General features: G+C 62.9%; 18 protein-coding genes and 1 tRNA gene. 8 read left to right on the top strand and 11 right to left on the bottom strand.

Going from position 1 to position 16,712, the window contains the following annotated elements:
* Positions 1–100 precede the first annotated feature (100 nt).
* Together DBO86_RS21650 and DBO86_RS21655 are read right to left on the bottom strand one after the other, a co-directional pair.
* Positions 101–700 (bottom strand): FMN-dependent NADH-azoreductase, encoded by a 600-nt coding sequence (locus DBO86_RS21650; protein ID WP_108234799.1) that lies wholly within the window; start codon positions 698–700, stop codon positions 101–103.
* Positions 701–835: 135 nt separating this feature from the next.
* A complete protein-coding gene (locus DBO86_RS21655; RefSeq protein WP_108234800.1) occupies positions 836–1,150 on the bottom strand; it encodes a 3-phosphoglycerate kinase in 315 nt (104 codons plus the stop codon).
* A gap of 77 nt (positions 1,151–1,227) precedes the next feature.
* On the opposite strand from DBO86_RS21655, the gene DBO86_RS21660 reads away from it, so the two are divergent.
* From DBO86_RS21660 to DBO86_RS21670, 3 genes are read left to right on the top strand one after another with little or no spacing between them, the layout of a single operon-like run.
* Positions 1,228–2,154 carry a LysR family transcriptional regulator gene (locus DBO86_RS21660; RefSeq protein WP_017677935.1) on the top strand — a complete coding sequence of 309 codons (927 nt, stop codon included), beginning with the start codon at positions 1,228–1,230 and terminating at the stop codon, positions 2,152–2,154.
* 10 nt (positions 2,155–2,164) lie between these two features.
* Positions 2,165–2,962 carry an alpha/beta fold hydrolase gene (locus tag DBO86_RS21665; protein WP_108234801.1) on the top strand — a complete coding sequence of 266 codons (798 nt, stop codon included), beginning with the start codon at positions 2,165–2,167 and terminating at the stop codon, positions 2,960–2,962.
* A 5-nt stretch (positions 2,963–2,967) separates the two neighbouring features.
* Entirely contained in the window at positions 2,968–3,522 is a 555-nt protein-coding gene (locus DBO86_RS21670) for a peptidylprolyl isomerase (RefSeq protein WP_108234802.1), read from the top strand.
* 327 nt (positions 3,523–3,849) lie between these two features.
* Here DBO86_RS21670 and fpr read toward each other — a convergent pair whose 3' ends face one another.
* Positions 3,850–4,629, bottom strand: coding sequence for a ferredoxin-NADP reductase (gene fpr, locus DBO86_RS21675; protein ID WP_003241717.1), 780 nt, complete (start codon positions 4,627–4,629; stop codon positions 3,850–3,852).
* 113 nt (positions 4,630–4,742) lie between these two features.
* On the opposite strand from fpr, the gene DBO86_RS21680 reads away from it, so the two are divergent.
* Positions 4,743–5,669 carry a LysR family transcriptional regulator gene (locus DBO86_RS21680; protein ID WP_104727731.1) on the top strand — a complete coding sequence of 309 codons (927 nt, stop codon included), beginning with the start codon at positions 4,743–4,745 and terminating at the stop codon, positions 5,667–5,669.
* 3 nt (positions 5,670–5,672) lie between these two features.
* Here DBO86_RS21680 and DBO86_RS21685 read toward each other — a convergent pair whose 3' ends face one another.
* Positions 5,673–6,038 carry a diacylglycerol kinase gene (locus DBO86_RS21685; protein ID WP_108234803.1) on the bottom strand — a complete coding sequence of 122 codons (366 nt, stop codon included), beginning with the start codon at positions 6,036–6,038 and terminating at the stop codon, positions 5,673–5,675.
* A gap of 132 nt (positions 6,039–6,170) precedes the next feature.
* Entirely contained in the window at positions 6,171–6,818 is a 648-nt protein-coding gene (gene erdR / locus DBO86_RS21690; protein WP_108234804.1) for a response regulator transcription factor ErdR, read from the bottom strand.
* A 203-nt stretch (positions 6,819–7,021) separates the two neighbouring features.
* Here erdR and DBO86_RS21695 point away from each other — a divergent pair, with 203 nt between their 5' ends.
* Positions 7,022–7,948: a DMT family transporter gene (locus DBO86_RS21695; RefSeq protein WP_108234857.1), complete on the top strand. Its 927-nt coding sequence runs from the start codon at positions 7,022–7,024 to the stop codon at positions 7,946–7,948.
* Here the strand turns inward: DBO86_RS21695 and DBO86_RS21700 are convergent.
* Positions 7,908–8,630 (bottom strand): tRNA-uridine aminocarboxypropyltransferase, encoded by a 723-nt coding sequence (locus DBO86_RS21700; protein ID WP_084340617.1) that lies wholly within the window; start codon positions 8,628–8,630, stop codon positions 7,908–7,910. The genes DBO86_RS21695 and DBO86_RS21700 overlap by 41 nt on opposite strands.
* Before the next feature lie 164 nt (positions 8,631–8,794).
* On the opposite strand from DBO86_RS21700, the gene DBO86_RS21705 reads away from it, so the two are divergent.
* The gene (locus DBO86_RS21705; RefSeq protein ID WP_084340618.1) at positions 8,795–9,196 is read left to right on the top strand and encodes a quorum-sensing-regulated virulence factor family protein; all 402 of its coding nucleotides are present in this window, start codon (positions 8,795–8,797) and stop codon (positions 9,194–9,196) included.
* A gap of 13 nt (positions 9,197–9,209) precedes the next feature.
* Here DBO86_RS21705 and DBO86_RS21710 read toward each other — a convergent pair whose 3' ends face one another.
* Positions 9,210–9,404, bottom strand: coding sequence for a hypothetical protein (locus tag DBO86_RS21710; protein ID WP_004423499.1), 195 nt, complete (start codon positions 9,402–9,404; stop codon positions 9,210–9,212).
* Between the two features lie 37 nt (positions 9,405–9,441).
* The gene (locus DBO86_RS21715) at positions 9,442–11,844 is read right to left on the bottom strand and encodes a phosphoketolase family protein (RefSeq protein ID WP_108234805.1); all 2,403 of its coding nucleotides are present in this window, start codon (positions 11,842–11,844) and stop codon (positions 9,442–9,444) included.
* Between the two features lie 125 nt (positions 11,845–11,969).
* Here DBO86_RS21715 and DBO86_RS21720 point away from each other — a divergent pair, with 125 nt between their 5' ends.
* The gene (locus DBO86_RS21720; RefSeq protein WP_108234806.1) at positions 11,970–13,373 is read left to right on the top strand and encodes an MBL fold metallo-hydrolase RNA specificity domain-containing protein; all 1,404 of its coding nucleotides are present in this window, start codon (positions 11,970–11,972) and stop codon (positions 13,371–13,373) included.
* Between the two features lie 133 nt (positions 13,374–13,506).
* A complete protein-coding gene (locus DBO86_RS21725; protein ID WP_004423493.1) occupies positions 13,507–14,580 on the top strand; it encodes an LOG family protein in 1,074 nt (357 codons plus the stop codon).
* Between the two features lie 127 nt (positions 14,581–14,707).
* On the opposite strand, the gene nadA is transcribed toward DBO86_RS21725, so the two are convergent.
* From nadA to queC, 3 genes are all read right to left on the bottom strand, one after another.
* Entirely contained in the window at positions 14,708–15,766 is a 1,059-nt protein-coding gene (gene nadA / locus DBO86_RS21730) for a quinolinate synthase NadA (protein ID WP_167399153.1), read from the bottom strand.
* Positions 15,767–15,903: 137 nt separating this feature from the next.
* Positions 15,904–15,979, bottom strand: a tRNA-Lys gene (locus tag DBO86_RS21735).
* A 58-nt stretch (positions 15,980–16,037) separates the two neighbouring features.
* Positions 16,038–16,712 (bottom strand): 7-cyano-7-deazaguanine synthase QueC, encoded by a 675-nt coding sequence (queC, locus tag DBO86_RS21740; protein WP_108234808.1) that lies wholly within the window; start codon positions 16,710–16,712, stop codon positions 16,038–16,040.

Raw genomic sequence — 16,712 nt, forward strand, 5'->3', positions numbered from 1 at the left:
GGGCTCTGCTGTCCAGCCAGATAAAAAAGCCGGCCACTTCATCACAAAGCGACCGGCATAGCACGCCCACTAGCGGGCGCTCAGGAGAGTCGGTTCGGCATCAGGCCACTTCAGCCAGCTTGGCCTTGGCCTGGGCCAGGCCTTTTTCGCTGAACTCGGCGCCCAGGTTCAGGCCTTCGGCATGGATGAACTGCACGTCATGGATACCGATGAAGGCCAGTGCCTGGCGCAGGTAGGGCTCCTGATGATCCAGCGCGCTACCGGCGTAGATGCCGCCTCGCGCGGTCAGCACGAAAGCGCGCTTGCCGGTCAGCAGCCCCTGCGGGCCGGTTTCGGTGTACTTGAAGGTGACGCCGGCGCGCAGCACGTGATCCAGCCAGGCCTTGAGGGTACTGGGGATGGCGAAGTTGTACATCGGCGCAGCCAGCACCAGCACATCGGCAGCCAGCAACTCATCGGTGAGTTGATTGGAGCGGGCCAGGGCAGCCTTCTCGGCATCGTTCTGCTGCTCGCTCGGAGTCATCCAGCCACCCAGCAGCATGGCGTCGAGATGCGGTACCGGCTCGGCCGCCAGATCACGCACCTGGACCTGATCAGCCGGGTGCGCAGCCTGCCAGTTGGCGATGAATTGCTGGGTCAGTTCGCGGGAGACCGAACCTTGCTGGCGGGCGCTGCTTTCGATTACGAGAATACGGGACATGTCAGAGGCTCCATCGAGGGGGTTACGAGTCGATGGAACACAGAGTAGAGATACGACTTTCGATTAAAAAGCGCAAATATCCGCTTACATATATCGACTAAATTGATTTATCGAGCCATCGCATCTAGGCTTTCATCACTTCAGGTTGCAGGTCAGGTTGATCCGCAGGCGAATCACGCTACGGGTGAACTTGACCGCCATGTTGTTGCTGGCGCCAGGCGCCAACACGGTACGCCGGGTACGTGGCGCTTCGGGGCCATTGCGGAACACCGCGCTGCACTCAGCCTCGCTCTGGCCATAGTTGTAGAGCATCAGCGCCGCCATGTTGTGGTCGATTTCCTGAGTGGTCGCGGAGACCTCGGCGCCGTTGAACTGTTTTTCCACCTCGATGGGATAGGCATGGGCGGCCAGCGGTAGAAAGGCGAACAGCAAGCAGATTATTTTTTTCATTGGTGCTCTCCAACATGGGATCGCCAGTGTAGGTGGAGATCGTCGGCGATAACAGCCGACTCAAGCAGGATGATGTGATGAAAGCTCCTCGTGTAACCCTGGATCAATGGCGCACGCTGCAGGCCGTGGTGGATCAGGGCGGCTTCGCCCAGGCTGCCGACGTACTGCACCGCTCGCAATCCTCGGTCAGCTATACCGTGGCGCGCATGCAGGAACAGCTCGGCGTACCGCTGCTGCGCATCGACGGGCGCAAGGCCGTGCTCACCGAGGCCGGCGACGTGCTGCTGCGCCGCTCGCGGCAACTGGTCAAGCAGGCCAGCCAGCTGGAAGATCTGGCTCACCACATGGAACAGGGCTGGGAAGCCGAGGTGCGCCTGGTGGTGGACGCTGCCTATCCCACCGCCAACCTCGTCCGCGCCCTGACCGCCTTCATGCCGCAGAGCCGCGGCTGCCGTGTGCGCCTGCGCGAGGAGGTGCTGTCCGGGGTCGAGGAAGTGCTGCTCGAAGGCACCGCCGACCTGGCCATCAGCGCGCTGAACATCACTGGCCACCTCGGCATTGAACTGGGTGAAGTGGAATTCGTCGCCGTCGCCAACCCGGAACACCCACTGCACCGCCTGCAACGCGAGCTGAGCTTCCAGGATCTGGAAGGCCAGATGCAGGTGGTCACCCGCGACAGTGGCCGACTGCAGCCGCGCGACGCCGGCTGGCTGGGCGCGGAGCAGCGCTGGACGGTAGGTAGCCTGCCGACCGCACGCACCTTCGTCAGCAGCGGCCTGGGCTTCGCCTGGCTGCCGCGCCACCTGATCGTGCGTGAACTGCAGGATGGTCTGCTGAAACCTCTGCCCCTGACTCAGGGTGCTATCCGCAAACCGCGCTTCTTTCTCTACAGCAACAAGGAGCGCGTGCTCGGCCCGGCCACGCAGATTCTCATCGAGCTGATCAAGAACTTCGATGCCGCCCCTCTGGACGCGCCCTTCGCCGCACCGCAGTCGACCAACTGAGAGTCCCGCCATGCCCTATTTCGACAACGACGGCTGCCAGCTGCATTACGAGGACTACGGCCACGGCGCGCCGCTGCTGCTGGTGCATGGCCTGGGTTCGAGCACGCGCGACTGGGAATACCAGATTCCCGTGCTTGCCCAGCATTACCGGGTTCTGGCACTGGACGTGCGCGGCCACGGCCGCTCGGACAAGCCGCGCGAAGCTTATCGCATCGCCGACTTCGCCGAGGATGTCGCCGCCCTGATCGAACACCTGCAATTGCCACCGGTGCACCTGGTGGGCATCTCCATGGGTGGCATGATCGGCTTCCAGCTTGGCGTCGACCGTCCTGAGCTGTTGCGCAGCCTGACCATCGTCAACAGCGGCCCGGAGGTGAAGGCCAAGAGTGCGCGGGACTGGCTGGAAATTGGCAAGCGTTGGACGCTGTCGCGCCTGCTCAGCCTGGACACCATCGCCAAGGCGCTGGGCAAGTTGCTGTTCCCCAAGCCCGAGCAGGCCGAATTGCGGCGCAAGATCGAAGAACGCTGGCCGCAAAACGACAAGCGCGCCTACCTCGCCAGCCTCGACGCGATCATCGGCTGGGGCGTGCGGGAACGCCTTGATCGCATCACCTGTCCTACCCTGGTGATCAGCGCCGACCGCGACTACACGCCCGTTGAACGCAAGCGCGAGTACGTGGCAGAAATGCCCAACGCGCGCCTGCTGGTGATCGAAAATTCGCGCCACGCCACACCACTGGATCAACCGGAACGCTTTAATAACGCCCTGCTCGCCTTTCTCGGCGAAACTGCCAACAAGGAAAACTGACCATCATGCTCAAGCAACTCGTTCTCGCCACCGGCGCCCTGCTGCTGTCGACCAGTCTGCTCGCCGCGGAAAACCCCAAGGTGTTGCTGACCACCAGCCTCGGCGAAGTGGAAGTGGAGCTGGCCGCCGACAAGGCGCCGATCAGCACACAGAACTTCCTCAAGTACGTCGACAGTGGCTTCTACAACGGCACCCAGTTCCACCGGGTGATTCCTGGCTTCATGGTCCAAGGCGGTGGTTTCGATGCCGACATGCGCCAGAAGGACACCAACGCGCCGATCAAGAACGAGGCCGACAATGGCCTGCACAACGTCCGTGGCACCCTGGCCATGGCTCGCACCCAGGTACGCGACTCGGCCACCAGCCAGTTCTTCATCAACCACAAGGACAACGCTTTCCTCGACCACAGCTCGCGTGACTTCGGTTACGCCGTGTTCGGCAAGGTCACCCGTGGCATGGACGTGGTGGACAAGATCGCCCAGGTACCCACCGGCAACCGCGGCATGCACCAGAACGTACCGCGCGAGCCAGTGCTGATCATCGACGCCAAGCGTCTGTAAGCCCCCGATGTAGCCGTAGCCCCGATGCAATCCGGGGGATTGCAACACACCCTCCCCGGATTGCATCCGTATATGGGCTACGAGAGCGGGCTACGGGCTACGAGAGCGCCATGAACGACAAAGCCGCCCATCGGGCTAATGCTGATCAGATAAGTTCGTCACCACCCCCTCCTACTTGCAGTAGAGGGGCGTTTTTCGTAGGAGCCAGCTTGCTGGCGATGCTTTTTATGGCGGATCGCCGGCAAGCCGGCTCCTACAAAGATCGAGTGCAACGGCTTAACTGACTGGCATTACCCATCGGGCGGCTTTGTCGTTGAACGGTGGCGCTTATTTTTCCACGAAGGCGCGCTCGATCAGGTAGTCCCCCGGCTCACGCATACGCGGAGATATCTTCAGACCGAAGCTGTCGAGCACTGCGCTGGTCTCGTCGAGCATGCTCGGGCTACCGCAGATCATGGCGCGGTCGTCCTGCGGATTGATCGGCGGCAGGCCGATGTCGGCGAACAGCTTGCCGCTGCGCATCAGGTCGGTCAGGCGGCCCTGGTTCTCGAACGGCTCACGGGTCACGGTGGGGTAGTAGATCAGCTTCTCTTTCAGCGCATCGCCAAAGAACTCGTTGCGCGGCAGGTGCTCGGTGATGAACTCGCGATAGGCCACTTCGTTCACATAACGCACGCCGTGAACCAGAATCACCTTCTCGAAACGCTCGTAGGTTTCCGGGTCCTGAATCACGCTCATGAACGGCGCCAGGCCGGTACCAGTGGACAGCAGATAGAGGTGCTTGCCCGGATTGAGGTCATCGAGCACCAGGGTGCCGGTGGGCTTCTTGCTGATGATGATCTCGTCGCCTTCCTTCAGGTGCTGCAGCTGCGAGGTCAGCGGGCCGTCCGGCACCTTGATGCTGAAGAATTCCAGATGCTCTTCCCAGTTCGGGCTGGCGATGGAGTAGGCGCGCATCAGCGGGCGGCCATTGTCCTGCTGCAGGCCGATCATCACGAACTGACCATTCTCGAAGCGCAGACCCGGGTCGCGGGTGCACTTGAAGCTGAACAGCGTATCGTTCCAGTGGTGGACGCTGAGCACGCGCTCGACGTTCATATTGCTCATGATGATTTCCTCGAAGAACTTCAGCGCCAAAGGCGCGATTGCGCGGCATTCTATTCGCGGCAACAATATCTGTTAAGTGGATTATCAAGATATAGGTTATCGGTTATATCGATATGCGATTTACTCTCAGACAACTTCAGGTGTTCGTCGCCGTGGCGCAGCATGAAAGCGTCTCGCGCGCCGCGCAATCGCTCGCATTGTCGCAGTCTGCGACTAGCACTTCGCTGACCGAACTGGAACGCCAATCCGACTGCCAGTTGTTTGATCGCGCCGGCAAACGCCTGGCACTCAACGCCCTGGGCCGACAGCTCTTGCCCGAGGCCGTGGCGCTGATCGATCAGGCGCGCGAAATCGAACGCCTGCTGGGGGGCAAGAGCGGTTATGGCTCGCTGAACGTCGGCGCCACCCTGACCGTGGGCAACTATCTGGCCACCCTGCTGATTGGCAGCTTCATGCAGCGCCACCCTGAATGCCGGGTGAAGCTGCAGGTGCATAACACCGCTCATGTGGTGCAACAGATCGCTCACTACGAGCTGGACCTGGGCTTGATCGAAGGCGACTGCCAGCACCCGGATATCGAGGTGCAGCCCTGGGTCGAGGACGAACTGGTGGTGTTCTGTGCGCCACAGCACCCACTGGCTGGGCGTGGCAGCGCCAGCCTGGAAGAACTGACGCACGAAGCCTGGATTCTGCGTGAACAGGGCTCGGGCACGCGGCTGACCTTCGACCAGGCCATGCGGCATCACCCGCGCAACCTGAATATCCGCCTGGAGCTGGAACATACCGAGGCGATCAAGCGCGCCGTGGAATCCGGCCTGGGCATCGGCTGCATCTCACGCCTGGCGCTGCGCGACGCTTTTCGTCGCGGCAGCCTGATGCCAGTGGAAACTCCGGAGCTGGACCTGCGCCGGCAGTTCTACTTCATCTGGCACAAGCAGAAGTACCAGACAGCAGCGATGCGCGAGTTTCTCGAACAGTGTCGCGCACTGACCGCCGGAGTCAGTCGCAGCGATCAGATCGTCCTGCCGCCGATCGTCTGAGCTTCAGCCAAGCAGGATGACCGCCCAGACCGAAGCGATCATGCCCAGCGCCAGCAATTGCGCAGCGCTGCCCATGTCCTTGGCATTTTTCGACAGCGGATGGCGCTCGAGGGAAATGCGGTCGATGGCGGCCTCGATGGCCGAGTTGAGCAGTTCGACGATCAGCGCCAGCAGACAAACCGCGACCATCAAGGCCCGCTCGGCGCGACTGACCTCGAACACAAAAGCCGAGGGGATCAGCAGCAGATTGAGCAGCACCAGTTGACGAAACGCCGCCTCGCCGAGAAATGCGGCGCGCAAGCCATCGAGCGAATAGCCCGCTGCATTGAGGATGCGTTTCAGGCCCGTCTGGCCCTTGAATTCGGACATGCGCCCTACCCCTGCGAAAGAGGCGCGCAGCTTACTGCATCCGCCGTCGGAGAGCCTATACAGGAGAGGACAAGCTGAGTCCGATCATGCAGCTGCGCTTGCGTAGACCCTGGCGCAGCAGGTTACGTCTGGCTAAGCGGGGATCGATTCCATCTGCTGCAACAGCAATGCCGCCTGAGTGCGGGTGCGCACGCCCAGCTTACGGAAGATCGCCGTCACATGCGCCTTGACGGTGGCTTCGGATACGCCCAGCTCGTAGGCGATCTGCTTGTTCAGCAACCCTTCGCAGACCATGGTCAGCACCCGGAACTGCTGTGGCGTGAGGCTCGCCAGGCCGGCACTCGCGGCCTTGGCCTCATCGGAAACCGGCGCCCCCTCTTCCGCCAGCGGCGGCCACCAGGTGTCACCATCGAGTACGTGTCGCACCGCTTGCTGCAAGGTTTCCAGCGGGCTGGATTTGGGGATGAAGCCACTGGCGCCGAACTCGCGGGAGCGGTTGACCACGGACGCCTCTTCCTGAGCGGAGATCATCACCACAGGGATCTGCGGGTACTGCCCACGCAGCAGTACCAGACCGGAAAAGCCGTAGGCACCGGGCATATTGAGGTCGAGCAGGACCAGGTCCCAATCACTTTTTTCAGCCAAGTGGCCTTCAAGCTCGGCGATGCTGGCAGCTTCTACCAGACGCACTTCAGGTCCCAAGCCCAGGGTCAGAGCTTGTTGCAGCGCGCTGCGAAACAGCGGGTGATCGTCGGCAATCAGGATTTCGTAGGCGGCCATGGGCAGATCCTGTTCTTGTTATAAGTGGCACTGAGGTGAGTATGGCAGTGCTTTTCGCCTGTAGACCCGCTCAAGCCTGCTCATTGAGCATCGCAGACTCCCCACTCGGACCGACGGCGGCGCTCAGCATGCCGAGCTGTGGCGGGGTGGTCAAGCTCAATGCTTTGCGGCACGATGCGCAGCTTTCCTGCCGAGACGCCCTGATGCGAAGCCAAGCCCTGCGCGCTGACCTGTTGATGCTGATTACCGCGATGATCTGGGGCAGCGCCTTCGTCGCCCAGCGTCTGGGCATGGATAACATCGGCCCCTTCCTTTATACCGGCCTGCGCTTCGCCCTCGCCTGCCTGGTTCTGTTGCCGGTGCTGGCTTTGCTGCAACGCCGCCAGCAGCGCCCCGCTGCACCGCTGAATCGCAACCTGCTGGCGGGTGGCGTGATCATGGGCCTGGCGCTGTCGTTGGGGATCAATCTGCAGCAGGTCGGCCTGCTGTTCACCACGGTGACCAACTCAGGCTTCATCACCGGGTTGTACGTGATCGTGGTACCGATTCTCGGCTTGCTGATCGGCCAGCGCAGCAGCGCCGGCATCTGGTTGGGCGCCAGCCTGGCAGTGGTCGGCATGTTCCTGCTCAGCGTCGGCGAAGGATTCACCGTAGCCTCCGGCGACTGGCTGCAGTTGGCTGGTGCCTTCGTCTGGGGCGTGCATGTGTTGCTGGTGGGATTCTTCGCCAGCCGTCACGACCCGCTGCGCCTGGCCTTCATCCAGTTCGCCACCTGCGCGGTGATCAGTCTGGCCCTGGCGCTGGTGTTCGAGAGCGCGACACTGGACGGCATCATTGCCGCCGGGCCGGCCATTCTCTACGGCGGCGTGTTCGGCGTGGCGATCGGTTTCACCCTGCAGGTGGTGGCGCAGCAGCATGCCATCGCCTCGCATGCGGCGATCATCCTCTCGCTGGAAGCCGTGTTCGCCGCCATCGCCGGCGCCCTGTTGTTGAGCGAAGTGCTGGCGCCGCGCGGCTATCTGGGTTGTGCGCTGATGTTTGGCGGCATGCTGCTGGCGCAGCTGTGGCCCAAGCCACTGCCCAGCGAACTCAGGGGTACGTCTGCAAACGCTGGTGCAGAGCGTCGTTGAGATCCAGCGGCAGACGCCGTTTGGCAGCCAGGTAGTGCTGGCTGAACACATCGAGATAATCGTCCAGCGCCTCGCCGGCACGCAGGTCGCCAGCCAGCTCCAGGCACATGGCAGCTACCTCGGCGGTGCACAGGTGCTCGCCACGGGTAGAGCGGCGCAGGCGATAGCGCGATAGTTGCGCCGGCGTCAGGCTCAGCACTGGCAGCGCATCCAGATACGGGCTCTTGCGAAACATCTTGCGCGCCTCGGTCCAGGTGGCATCGAGCAACACGAACAGCGGCCGCTTGCCGGGCGCAAGCCGCACCTCCTCCACCACGCGCTGCGGTGCCACGTACTCACCGGGAAACACCAGGTAAGGCTGCCACTGCGGATCGGCCAACAACTCCAGCAGCGCGGGGTCGACGGCAGTGCGCGTCCATCCGAAGGCGTGGGTTTCAGGCACCACATCAGCGATCAGCCAGCCGGTATTGCTCGGCTTCAACGCCTCAATGTCATGCATCACCAGGCACATGGCGGCATTGGACTCGACCTGCGGGCGCCAGGCGCACAGGCAATGGGTCGGCTGCACCCGGCAGTGCGGGCAGCGCTCGGCGCGCGAACCACGGGCGACGAAGGGTTTGAGGCTGCGCGCCAGGCGCTCTGCGCGCAGGCGGGCGACGGCATGTGGGGCTGGATGAGTCATGGAAGGCACAACGGCGATTGGGCGTGGGATTCTAACACCTCGCCCGCACCGCTGGCGGGCCAGAACCAGTAGACTGCAGCCGTCAACAGGTCAATGGCCACCGCCGCGAACATTCACGACAGTGGTCTGTCCAAGGCTGTCCACGCTTTCAGGAGTTACATCACATGCTGCGTTACATCCTTTCTGCCCTCGCGCTCAGCCTGATGCTTGCCACTGCACAGGCAGCCTCGCTAAAGGAGATGGAGCTGACTCGCACTCTGGAGCAGGTCGCCCGGCAAAGCAGCGAAGGCACGCCGCGGGCGATCAACGAGGACATTCTTGATCGGGGCTATACCGTGGAAGGTCACACGCTAATTAACCATCTCAGCGTGCGCGAAGCGCATGCCGCGCAGATGCGCGGCAACCCCGATACGGTGCGCAGCCAACTGGCGGCCAGCGTCTGCCGCAATCCGGGTTATCGCAGCCTGCTGGCGCAGGGCGCGCAACTGCGTTATCAGTTCAGCGAGTACCGCAGCAACCGTCCGGTTACCGTCGAAACCTTCGACAAGGGTGATTGCGGCCTGTAAGTACTGGCCAGGCTCAGCCTCGCTGTGCCCGGCGCTGGGCGTCATCGGCGCGCAACTCGGCGAGCAGGGCCTCCATGTAGCGTGAGCGTCGCCCACCCCCTTCGAGGCGACGCACGCACTCCTCCTGCAGACTCAACTGGTTGATCCGTGCCGCCTCCTGCAGCATGCGATAGAGGTCGGTTTCGAGTTCCACAATCAGCCTGGGCATACCTGCCCCTCCCTTGCAATTGCCCCAACCCGATCATTCAGCGCAGGATGTTGGGATCTCCCGTGCCGGCCAGTGCAGCCCGTTCCTCGGCCGTCAGCCAGGCATCGACCGCTGTGCCCAGCACCTCGGCGACACTCTGCAGCACATGCGCCCAGGTACAGCCATTGGCGAACAGCATGCCGGCCTCGTCGAAGGTGCCGCCACGGTTGCGATAACCCAGTACCCGACAGAACGCACCCTCGCCCAGCACCGTGGACAAATGCCCCCGTGCCACCTCCGGGCGCATATGGCTGAGCAATACACGCCGCCGGTACGCAGCGGGGAACAACGCTTCATGCTCTGCAGGCGTAGCCAGCGCCGGTGCTTCCCAGGCATCACGCGGCCCCCGAAAACGTCCCGGCTCCTGCAAGTAAATCAGACGCCAGGCCACCGCATGCTGACTCAGACGAACGGCAGCACGGCGCATCGCGTGCAACTGGTAACTGCCGCTGGCGATCAGCAGCACCGGCTCACCCTCGCCCTCGGCAGCCACCAGTAAGGCACCATCACGGGCCAGCTGTTGCGCCTGCGCCGCCGTGAAGCTGCAGGGCTGCTCGCGCTTGGCCACCACCACGCAAGCCAACCTGCCGCGCTCCTGATAGATGCCAGGCAGCAGCGCCAGCAGCGAATTGTGGTCGGCCGGCAGCAGCACGCGCACGACATCGTGCATCTCGCCCAGCAGCGCCTCACAGAAGGTGGTGTCCTGGTGCGATTGCTGGTTCTTGCCGTTCTCCCAGGTGTGCGAAGTCGCCACCAGCGGCCAACCCAGCCAGCCTGCCGGGCGCCCGACCTCTTTCTGCTGGCGGGCGAAGATCAGGCTCTGACGCACCGCGCCGAGCATCTTCACGCAGAACGCCTCGTAACTGGCCACCAGATTCAGACCGCCCTGGTTGGCCAGGCAGGCGGAAACCACGGCCTCCTCGTTGAGCACCGTGATCACCGCGCCATGCACTGATTCCAGCTCGCTTTCCGGCTGGCTGACACGGTGCTTGAGCGCCTTCAGCACGCCACCCAGGCGGTTGCTGGCCAGTTCGTCCGGGTTGCCGACGCGGGGGCGTAACTGCGGATTGGCCCGTACCAGATCGACAAAGTAGCGATCCAGCGCACTCATGGGCGAACAGGCGGCGTCGTGAAAATGCAGCGCTGGCTGTATCGGCTGCGCGGGTTGACGACGGGCCAGTGGATTGTCTCGCTCAGGCTCACGCCCCTTGCCGGCAGCAAACAGGCTGCAGGCCTCGGCCAATGCCTGGGGCTGTACCCACAACGCCGCCGCATGCTGGTTGAACAGTTCGCGTGCGTGCGCATCGAGCGCCGGGCTGGCCGGTAGCGGCAGGTTGTGCGCGGCATTGCTGCCAGCGCCATAGAAGCCATAGCCCTTGGTGGTTTCGGCAATGCCGTAGGGCATGGGCAGGGGATAGTCGATCAGTTCGCGATTGCGCTCATCTACCCGATGCGCCAGGCGCTGCTCCATTTCCCACAGCGCACAGACAAAGGCTGCCGGGTCACGCCCATCGAAGCTCAGCGGATCGAAACCACAGCCGCGCAGGTGCCGGCGAAAACCCTCCAGCCCCTCCAGCGTGCCGAGTTCGGTACGCTGCTCGATACGCCGACCGTTGGCGATCATCACCGGCAGCGCCACACCACAATCCTCGGCACGCCACCAGCGCGGCATCCAGTCGCTGCCGCGCTGCTCCTCGGCGGCGCCATCGGAGAGGAACGCCACCAGTTTTTCGCCCGGCAATGGCAGATGGGCGTACTGCAGCTCGGCAAAACCCAGGTACCCACCTTCGGCGATACCGCCGGCGGTGTGCGGGTTGACGTGACTGCCCAGCGGCACGCCAGGGCTGCCATCCGCGGCCTGGGCGTAGCTGTAGAAGTCTGCCGCCAGACAGCTCATGCCCGCTTCATCACAGGTATAGCGCTCAGCCTGCTCGGGATGCTGGTTGCCTGTCAGCAGGTTCAGCGCCTCGATTGCCGCCACGCAATGGCCCTGCCCCATCAACCAGCCACGTGTCTCGGCGGTCAGGGCATTGAGTGCCAGGTAACCGGCGTAGGCAGGCACCATGTTCAGCGCGCCACCAGTATGACCTTCCGGCACCGGTTTGAAGTCCTCGGCCTGCAGCGGCTGGCCATCGAGTCGAACGCGCTGGGCATAGGTCATGTGCACCACCAGCCAGAGGCCGGCTGCGGTCAGCGAATCCAGGGCGCGAAACAGGCGGTAGACGCTCGGCAAGTCGGGCTGCAAGCCGCTTTGCACCAGCTGATGGGCCAGACGAAAGACCGCAGCGCTGGTCTGCGGGCTATGCTGAACAGGTCCGTGGCCCGCCTGCCAGTGGGCGAAGTCGGGGTATTGCTGGGCGTGTTGAGCCAGAGTCGCGGCATCGGGCAAAAGCTGAGGCATGGGTCATCTCCTGAAAATTCACTTGCAGTTTAGGCACCCGGAGCCCTACATCGAGTGACCTGCATCAAACCACGCGATGCTTCAAACCGGCAGACTCGCCACATCATCACAACAAGGACAGAACCATGGCCCTGCTTACTTTTCTCGGTGCAATCCAACAAGTTACCGGCTCCTGCTACCTGGTGGAGAGTCGCGACGGCGCCAAGGTCCTGCTCGAGTGCGGCATGCACCAGGGGCGCCGCCAGGAGGAGGATCAGAACCGCAGCGCCTTCCCCTTCGACCCGCGGGAGCTGGATGCGGTGGTGATCTCCCACGCCCACCTCGATCACAGCGGGCTGCTGCCGCGCCTGGTCGCCGAGGGTTATCGCGGCCCGATCCACGCCACCGAGGCCAGCTGCGAACTGCTCGAGCTGATGCTGCTGGATTCGGCCTTCCTGCAGGAGAAGGACGCCGAATGGGAAAACCGCTGGCGTGCACGCCAGGGCAAGCCGGCGATCACGCCGCTCTACACCATCGCCCATGCCGAGCAGGCGCTCAGCCAGCGCCGCGCGCATGCCTACGGCACAGCGGTCGAGGTTGCCAAGGGCGTGCAGGCCACCTTCCACAATGCCGGCCACATTCTCGGCTCGGCCATCGTTGAAATGCAGGTGCAGGATCACCACCTGCAGCGTCATCTGGTGTTCTCCGGCGACCTGGGCAATACCTGCTCGCCACTGATGCAGGCGCCGACCCAACTGAACAAGGCCGACGTACTGCTGATGGAGTCGACCTACGGCGACCGTGATCATCGCCCCAGTGACGAAACCCTGGAGGAGCTGGCCGACATTCTGCAGCAGGCGCACAAGGAAGGCGGCAACGTGCTGATCCCCTCCTTCGCCGTCGGCCGCACCCAGGACCTTATCTATTACCTAGGCCGCTTCTATCAGGAAGGCCGCCTGCCACAGCAGGCCGTGTTCCTCGACAGTCCCATGGCCATCCGCGCCAACGCCATCTACAGCCGCTTCCATGATCAGTTCGCCGCCGAAGACCGCGCTGCACTGGCTGCCAAGGGTGTCACCCGGGTAGAGGACTGGCTACCGATCCTGCGCTGCACGCCAACGGCGGAAGAGTCCATGGCGATCAACCGGATCAAGAGCGGCGCGATCATCATCGCCGGTGCCGGCATGTGCAATGGCGGGCGTATCGTTCATCACTTCAAGCACAACCTCTGGCGCGAGAACTGCCATCTGGTCTTCCCCGGCTTCCAGGCCAAGGGCACGCTGGGTCGTTTGATCGTCGATGGTGCGGAAACGGTCAAGGTGCTGCACCAGCGCATTGCGGTGAAAGCCAGGGTGCACACGCTGGGCGGTTTTTCTGCGCACGCCGGTCAGTCGCAGCTGATCGACTGGGCGAGCCAGTTCGAGCACCACCCCGAGCTGTACCTGGTGCACGGCGAGCTGGAGAAGATGCAGGCCCTGCAAGCCGCCCTGCGCGAACGCCTGAACTGGATCGCCAACATTCCCGAACCCGGTGAGCAGATCGCCCTGTAACCGGCGCTTACGAAAAGCAGGCAGCGAAACGGCAACCAGGCTGTGGCAAGCGTCATGAAACGCCATAATCACGGAACCGGTACGGGCGCGAGCCGCATCAACCTCTCGCCCGGCTCAGAACAGGAGAGCCTTCATGCCTTACGAAGCGGACGACTATCTGTCGCGCCACGTGCAAACCAGCGAAGTCGACCTGACCCGCAAGGTCGACGAACTGGTGGCACTGGCAGCCCCCGGCAACAGCCCGAACCTGCAGCTGTACCGGGAAATGCTCAGTACCGTGATCCATATGGCCCAGGCGGACCGCAACCGCTGGGACGCCAAGATCATGCTGCAGACCCTGCGCGAGATGGAAAATGCCTTCGGTGTACTGGAACAGCTCAAGCGCCGGCGCAAGGTCACCGTATTTGGCTCGGCCCGCACGCCAGCCGATCATCCGCTGTACCTGCAGGCTCGTGAACTGGGCGCACGGTTGGCGCAACGTGACCTAATGGTCATCACCGGCGCAGGCGGCGGCATCATGGCCGCCGCCCATGAAGGCGCCGGCGTGGACAACAGCCTGGGGTTCAACATCATCCTGCCCTTCGAACAAACGGCCAACGCGACGATGCGCGGCAGCAACCACCTGCTGTCATTCCATTTCTTCTTCCTGCGCAAGCTGTTCTTCGTCAAGGAGGCCGATGGCCTGGTGCTGTGCCCCGGCGGTTTCGGCACCCTCGACGAAGCGCTGGAAGTGCTGACCCTGATCCAGACCGGCAAGAGCCCACTGGTGCCCGTGGTACTGCTCGATCAACCGGGTGGCAGCTACTGGAAGGACGCCCTGGGTTTCATGCGCCGCCAGCTTGAAGACAATGGCTACATCCTGCCCAGCGATCTGAACCTGATGCACCTGGTGTACAGCGCCGAAGAAGCGGTGGATGAAATCGTCCACTTCTATCGCAACTTCCACTCCAGCCGCTGGCTCAAGGATCGCTTCGTGATTCGCCTCAATCATCCGCTCAACGAGGCGGCTCTAGTCATGCTGGACAGCGACTTCGCCAGCCTGTGCAAGGAAGGTGGCTTTACCCAGCAACCCTACTGCGAGCAGGAGCGCGACGAACCGGAACTGTGCCACCTGACCCGTCTGGCCTTTGCCTTCAACGGTCGTGAATATGGCCGCCTGCGCGCGCTGCTCAATGTGGTTAACGAGCCGGCGAATTGGGCAAGCTGAGCTGACGAAGTTGCCGTAGCCTGGATGCAATCCGGGGGTATTGGCCTCTCACCATTCCCGGATTACATCCGGGCTATGTAAAGCAAGAAGCCCAGCATTGGCTGGGCTTCCTTTTACTGCATGCCTATCAGGCGTTACCGGCGGCCTTCAGCCGCGCCGCCTGGGTGAAATCGAGCATGCGCTTGAGCGGCTTGATCGCCCTGGGAATCAGCGCCGGCTCGACATGAATCTCGCCGGAGCCCTGACGCAAGCCGGTCAGCACGCGCTCCAGCGTATTCATCGCCATCCACGGGCAGTGCGCGCAGCTGCGGCAGGCGGCACCGTTACCCGCCGTCGGCGCCTCGATGAAGGTCTTGTCCGGGCACAGCTGCTGCATCTTGTAGAAGATGCCGCGATCAGTGGCGACGATGAATGTCGAGTTGGGCAGGGTCTGCGCGGCCTTGATCAGCTGACTGGTGGAACCCACGGCATCGGCCAGCTCCACCACGTTCTGCGGCGACTCCGGGTGCACCAGAATGGCAGCATCAGGGTACAGCGCCTTCATGTCCAGCAACTGCTTGGATTTGAACTCCTCATGGACGATACAGGCACCGTCCCACAGCAGCATATCGGCACCGGTCTCGTGCTGGATGTAGTTGCCCAGGTGCTTGTCCGGCGCCCAGATGATGGTCTCGCCGTTGTCCATCAGGCTCTCGACGATCTCCAGCGCGCAACTGGAGGTCACCACCCAGTCGGCACGCGCCTTCACCGCCGCCGAGGTGTTGGCATACACCACCACGGTGCGCTCCGGGTGCTGATCGCAGAAGGCCGAAAACTCGTCCACCGGGCAACCCAGATCGAGCGAACAGGTGGCCTCCAGCGTCGGCATCAACACGCGTTTTTCCGGGTTGAGGATCTTCGCCGTCTCGCCCATGAACTTGACCCCGGCCACCACCACGGTCTGCGCCGGGTGCTGATTACCAAAGCGGGCCATTTCCAGGGAGTCGGAAACGCAGCCGCCGGTTTCCTCGGCCAGCGCCTGGATCACCGGATCGCAGTAGTAGTGCGCCACCAGCACCGCGTTCTGCTTCTTCAGCTCAGCGGCGATTTCGCGGCGATAGAAGGCCTCCTCCTCGGCTGTCAGCGGTTTGGGCTGTTTGGCATCGAGGTGGGCCTGAACCAGAAGGCGTTCGGAAATCTGCGTCATGTCATCGAACCTGCGGTGCTCTTGAGCGAGCTGCGAGTATAGCCCCTGACTCCACATCACCACAGGCGATGCAGCATCAGCCAGAGGACTTTTCCGAGAGCAAAAAAAAGCCAGTCTGACGACTGGCTTTTGCGATCTGGTGGGTCGTGTAGGATTCGAACCTACGACCAATTGGTTAAAAGCCAACTGCTCTACCAACTGAGCTAACGACCCAACGCGAGGCGCATGATACTGATTTAATTCAGGAAATCAACACTTCGCGAAAACTTTTTCAGCAGTAGCGCGTCACATCAGGCACACCTGCCGCGGCGAAACCGGCTGCGCGCAGGCGGCAGCTGTCGCATTTGCCACAGGCGCGGCCCTCGTCATCGGCCTGGTAGCAGGAGACCGTCAGCGCATAGTCCACGCCCAGGCGCATGCCCGCCTGGATGATCTCGCCCTTGCTCATCTGCTGCAACGGTGCGCGAATGCTGAAACCCTGCCCCTCGACACCCGCCCTGGTCGCCAGGTTGGCCATGCGCTCGAACGCCTCGACGAATTCCGGACGGCAATCGGGATAGCCCGAGTAATCCACCGCGTTGACGCCAATGAAGATATCGCGCGCCTCGAGCACCTCGGCCCAGCCCAAGGCAAGCGCCAGAAATACCGTATTACGCGCCGGCACGTAGGTGGCGGGAATCCCTTCAGTGGGCGATTCAGGCACGGCGATGCTGCTGTCGGTCAACGCCGAACCACCGATGCCGTTGAGGTTCAGGCCAATCATCTTGTGCTCGACTACACCCAGTTGCCGCGCCACACGCTCGGCTGCCTGCAACTCGGCGCGATGGCGCTGCCCATAGTCGAAGCTCATGCTGTAGCAGCTGTAGCCCTCGGCCTTGGCCATGGCGACCACGGTGGCCGAGTCCAGGCCACCGGAAAGGAGGATGACCGCTTTCTTGTCGTTCAT

This window comes from Ectopseudomonas oleovorans (assembly GCF_003052605.1).
GTDB classification, from domain to species: Bacteria; Pseudomonadota; Gammaproteobacteria; order Pseudomonadales; family Pseudomonadaceae; genus Aquipseudomonas; species Aquipseudomonas oleovorans_A.

Coding starts and splice junctions, on each gene's coding strand:
- DBO86_RS21650 (WP_108234799.1), bottom strand. CDS start 700: ATGTCCCGTATTCTCGTAATCGAAAGCAGCGCCCGCCAGCAAGGTTCG.
- DBO86_RS21655 (WP_108234800.1), bottom strand. CDS start 1,150: ATGAAAAAAATAATCTGCTTGCTGTTCGCCTTTCTACCGCTGGCCGCC.
- DBO86_RS21660 (WP_017677935.1), top strand. CDS start 1,228: ATGAAAGCTCCTCGTGTAACCCTGGATCAATGGCGCACGCTGCAGGCC.
- DBO86_RS21665 (WP_108234801.1), top strand. CDS start 2,165: ATGCCCTATTTCGACAACGACGGCTGCCAGCTGCATTACGAGGACTAC.
- DBO86_RS21670 (WP_108234802.1), top strand. CDS start 2,968: ATGCTCAAGCAACTCGTTCTCGCCACCGGCGCCCTGCTGCTGTCGACC.
- fpr (WP_003241717.1), bottom strand. CDS start 4,629: ATGAGCAATATGAACGTCGAGCGCGTGCTCAGCGTCCACCACTGGAAC.
- DBO86_RS21680 (WP_104727731.1), top strand. CDS start 4,743: ATGCGATTTACTCTCAGACAACTTCAGGTGTTCGTCGCCGTGGCGCAG.
- DBO86_RS21685 (WP_108234803.1), bottom strand. CDS start 6,038: ATGTCCGAATTCAAGGGCCAGACGGGCCTGAAACGCATCCTCAATGCA.
- erdR (WP_108234804.1), bottom strand. CDS start 6,818: ATGGCCGCCTACGAAATCCTGATTGCCGACGATCACCCGCTGTTTCGC.
- DBO86_RS21695 (WP_108234857.1), top strand. CDS start 7,022: ATGCGAAGCCAAGCCCTGCGCGCTGACCTGTTGATGCTGATTACCGCG.
- DBO86_RS21700 (WP_084340617.1), bottom strand. CDS start 8,630: ATGACTCATCCAGCCCCACATGCCGTCGCCCGCCTGCGCGCAGAGCGC.
- DBO86_RS21705 (WP_084340618.1), top strand. CDS start 8,795: ATGCTGCGTTACATCCTTTCTGCCCTCGCGCTCAGCCTGATGCTTGCC.
- DBO86_RS21710 (WP_004423499.1), bottom strand. CDS start 9,404: ATGCCCAGGCTGATTGTGGAACTCGAAACCGACCTCTATCGCATGCTG.
- DBO86_RS21715 (WP_108234805.1), bottom strand. CDS start 11,844: ATGCCTCAGCTTTTGCCCGATGCCGCGACTCTGGCTCAACACGCCCAG.
- DBO86_RS21720 (WP_108234806.1), top strand. CDS start 11,970: ATGGCCCTGCTTACTTTTCTCGGTGCAATCCAACAAGTTACCGGCTCC.
- DBO86_RS21725 (WP_004423493.1), top strand. CDS start 13,507: ATGCCTTACGAAGCGGACGACTATCTGTCGCGCCACGTGCAAACCAGC.
- nadA (WP_167399153.1), bottom strand. CDS start 15,766: ATGACGCAGATTTCCGAACGCCTTCTGGTTCAGGCCCACCTCGATGCC.
- queC (WP_108234808.1), bottom strand. CDS start 16,712: ATGAACGACAAGAAAGCGGTCATCCTCCTTTCCGGTGGCCTGGACTCG.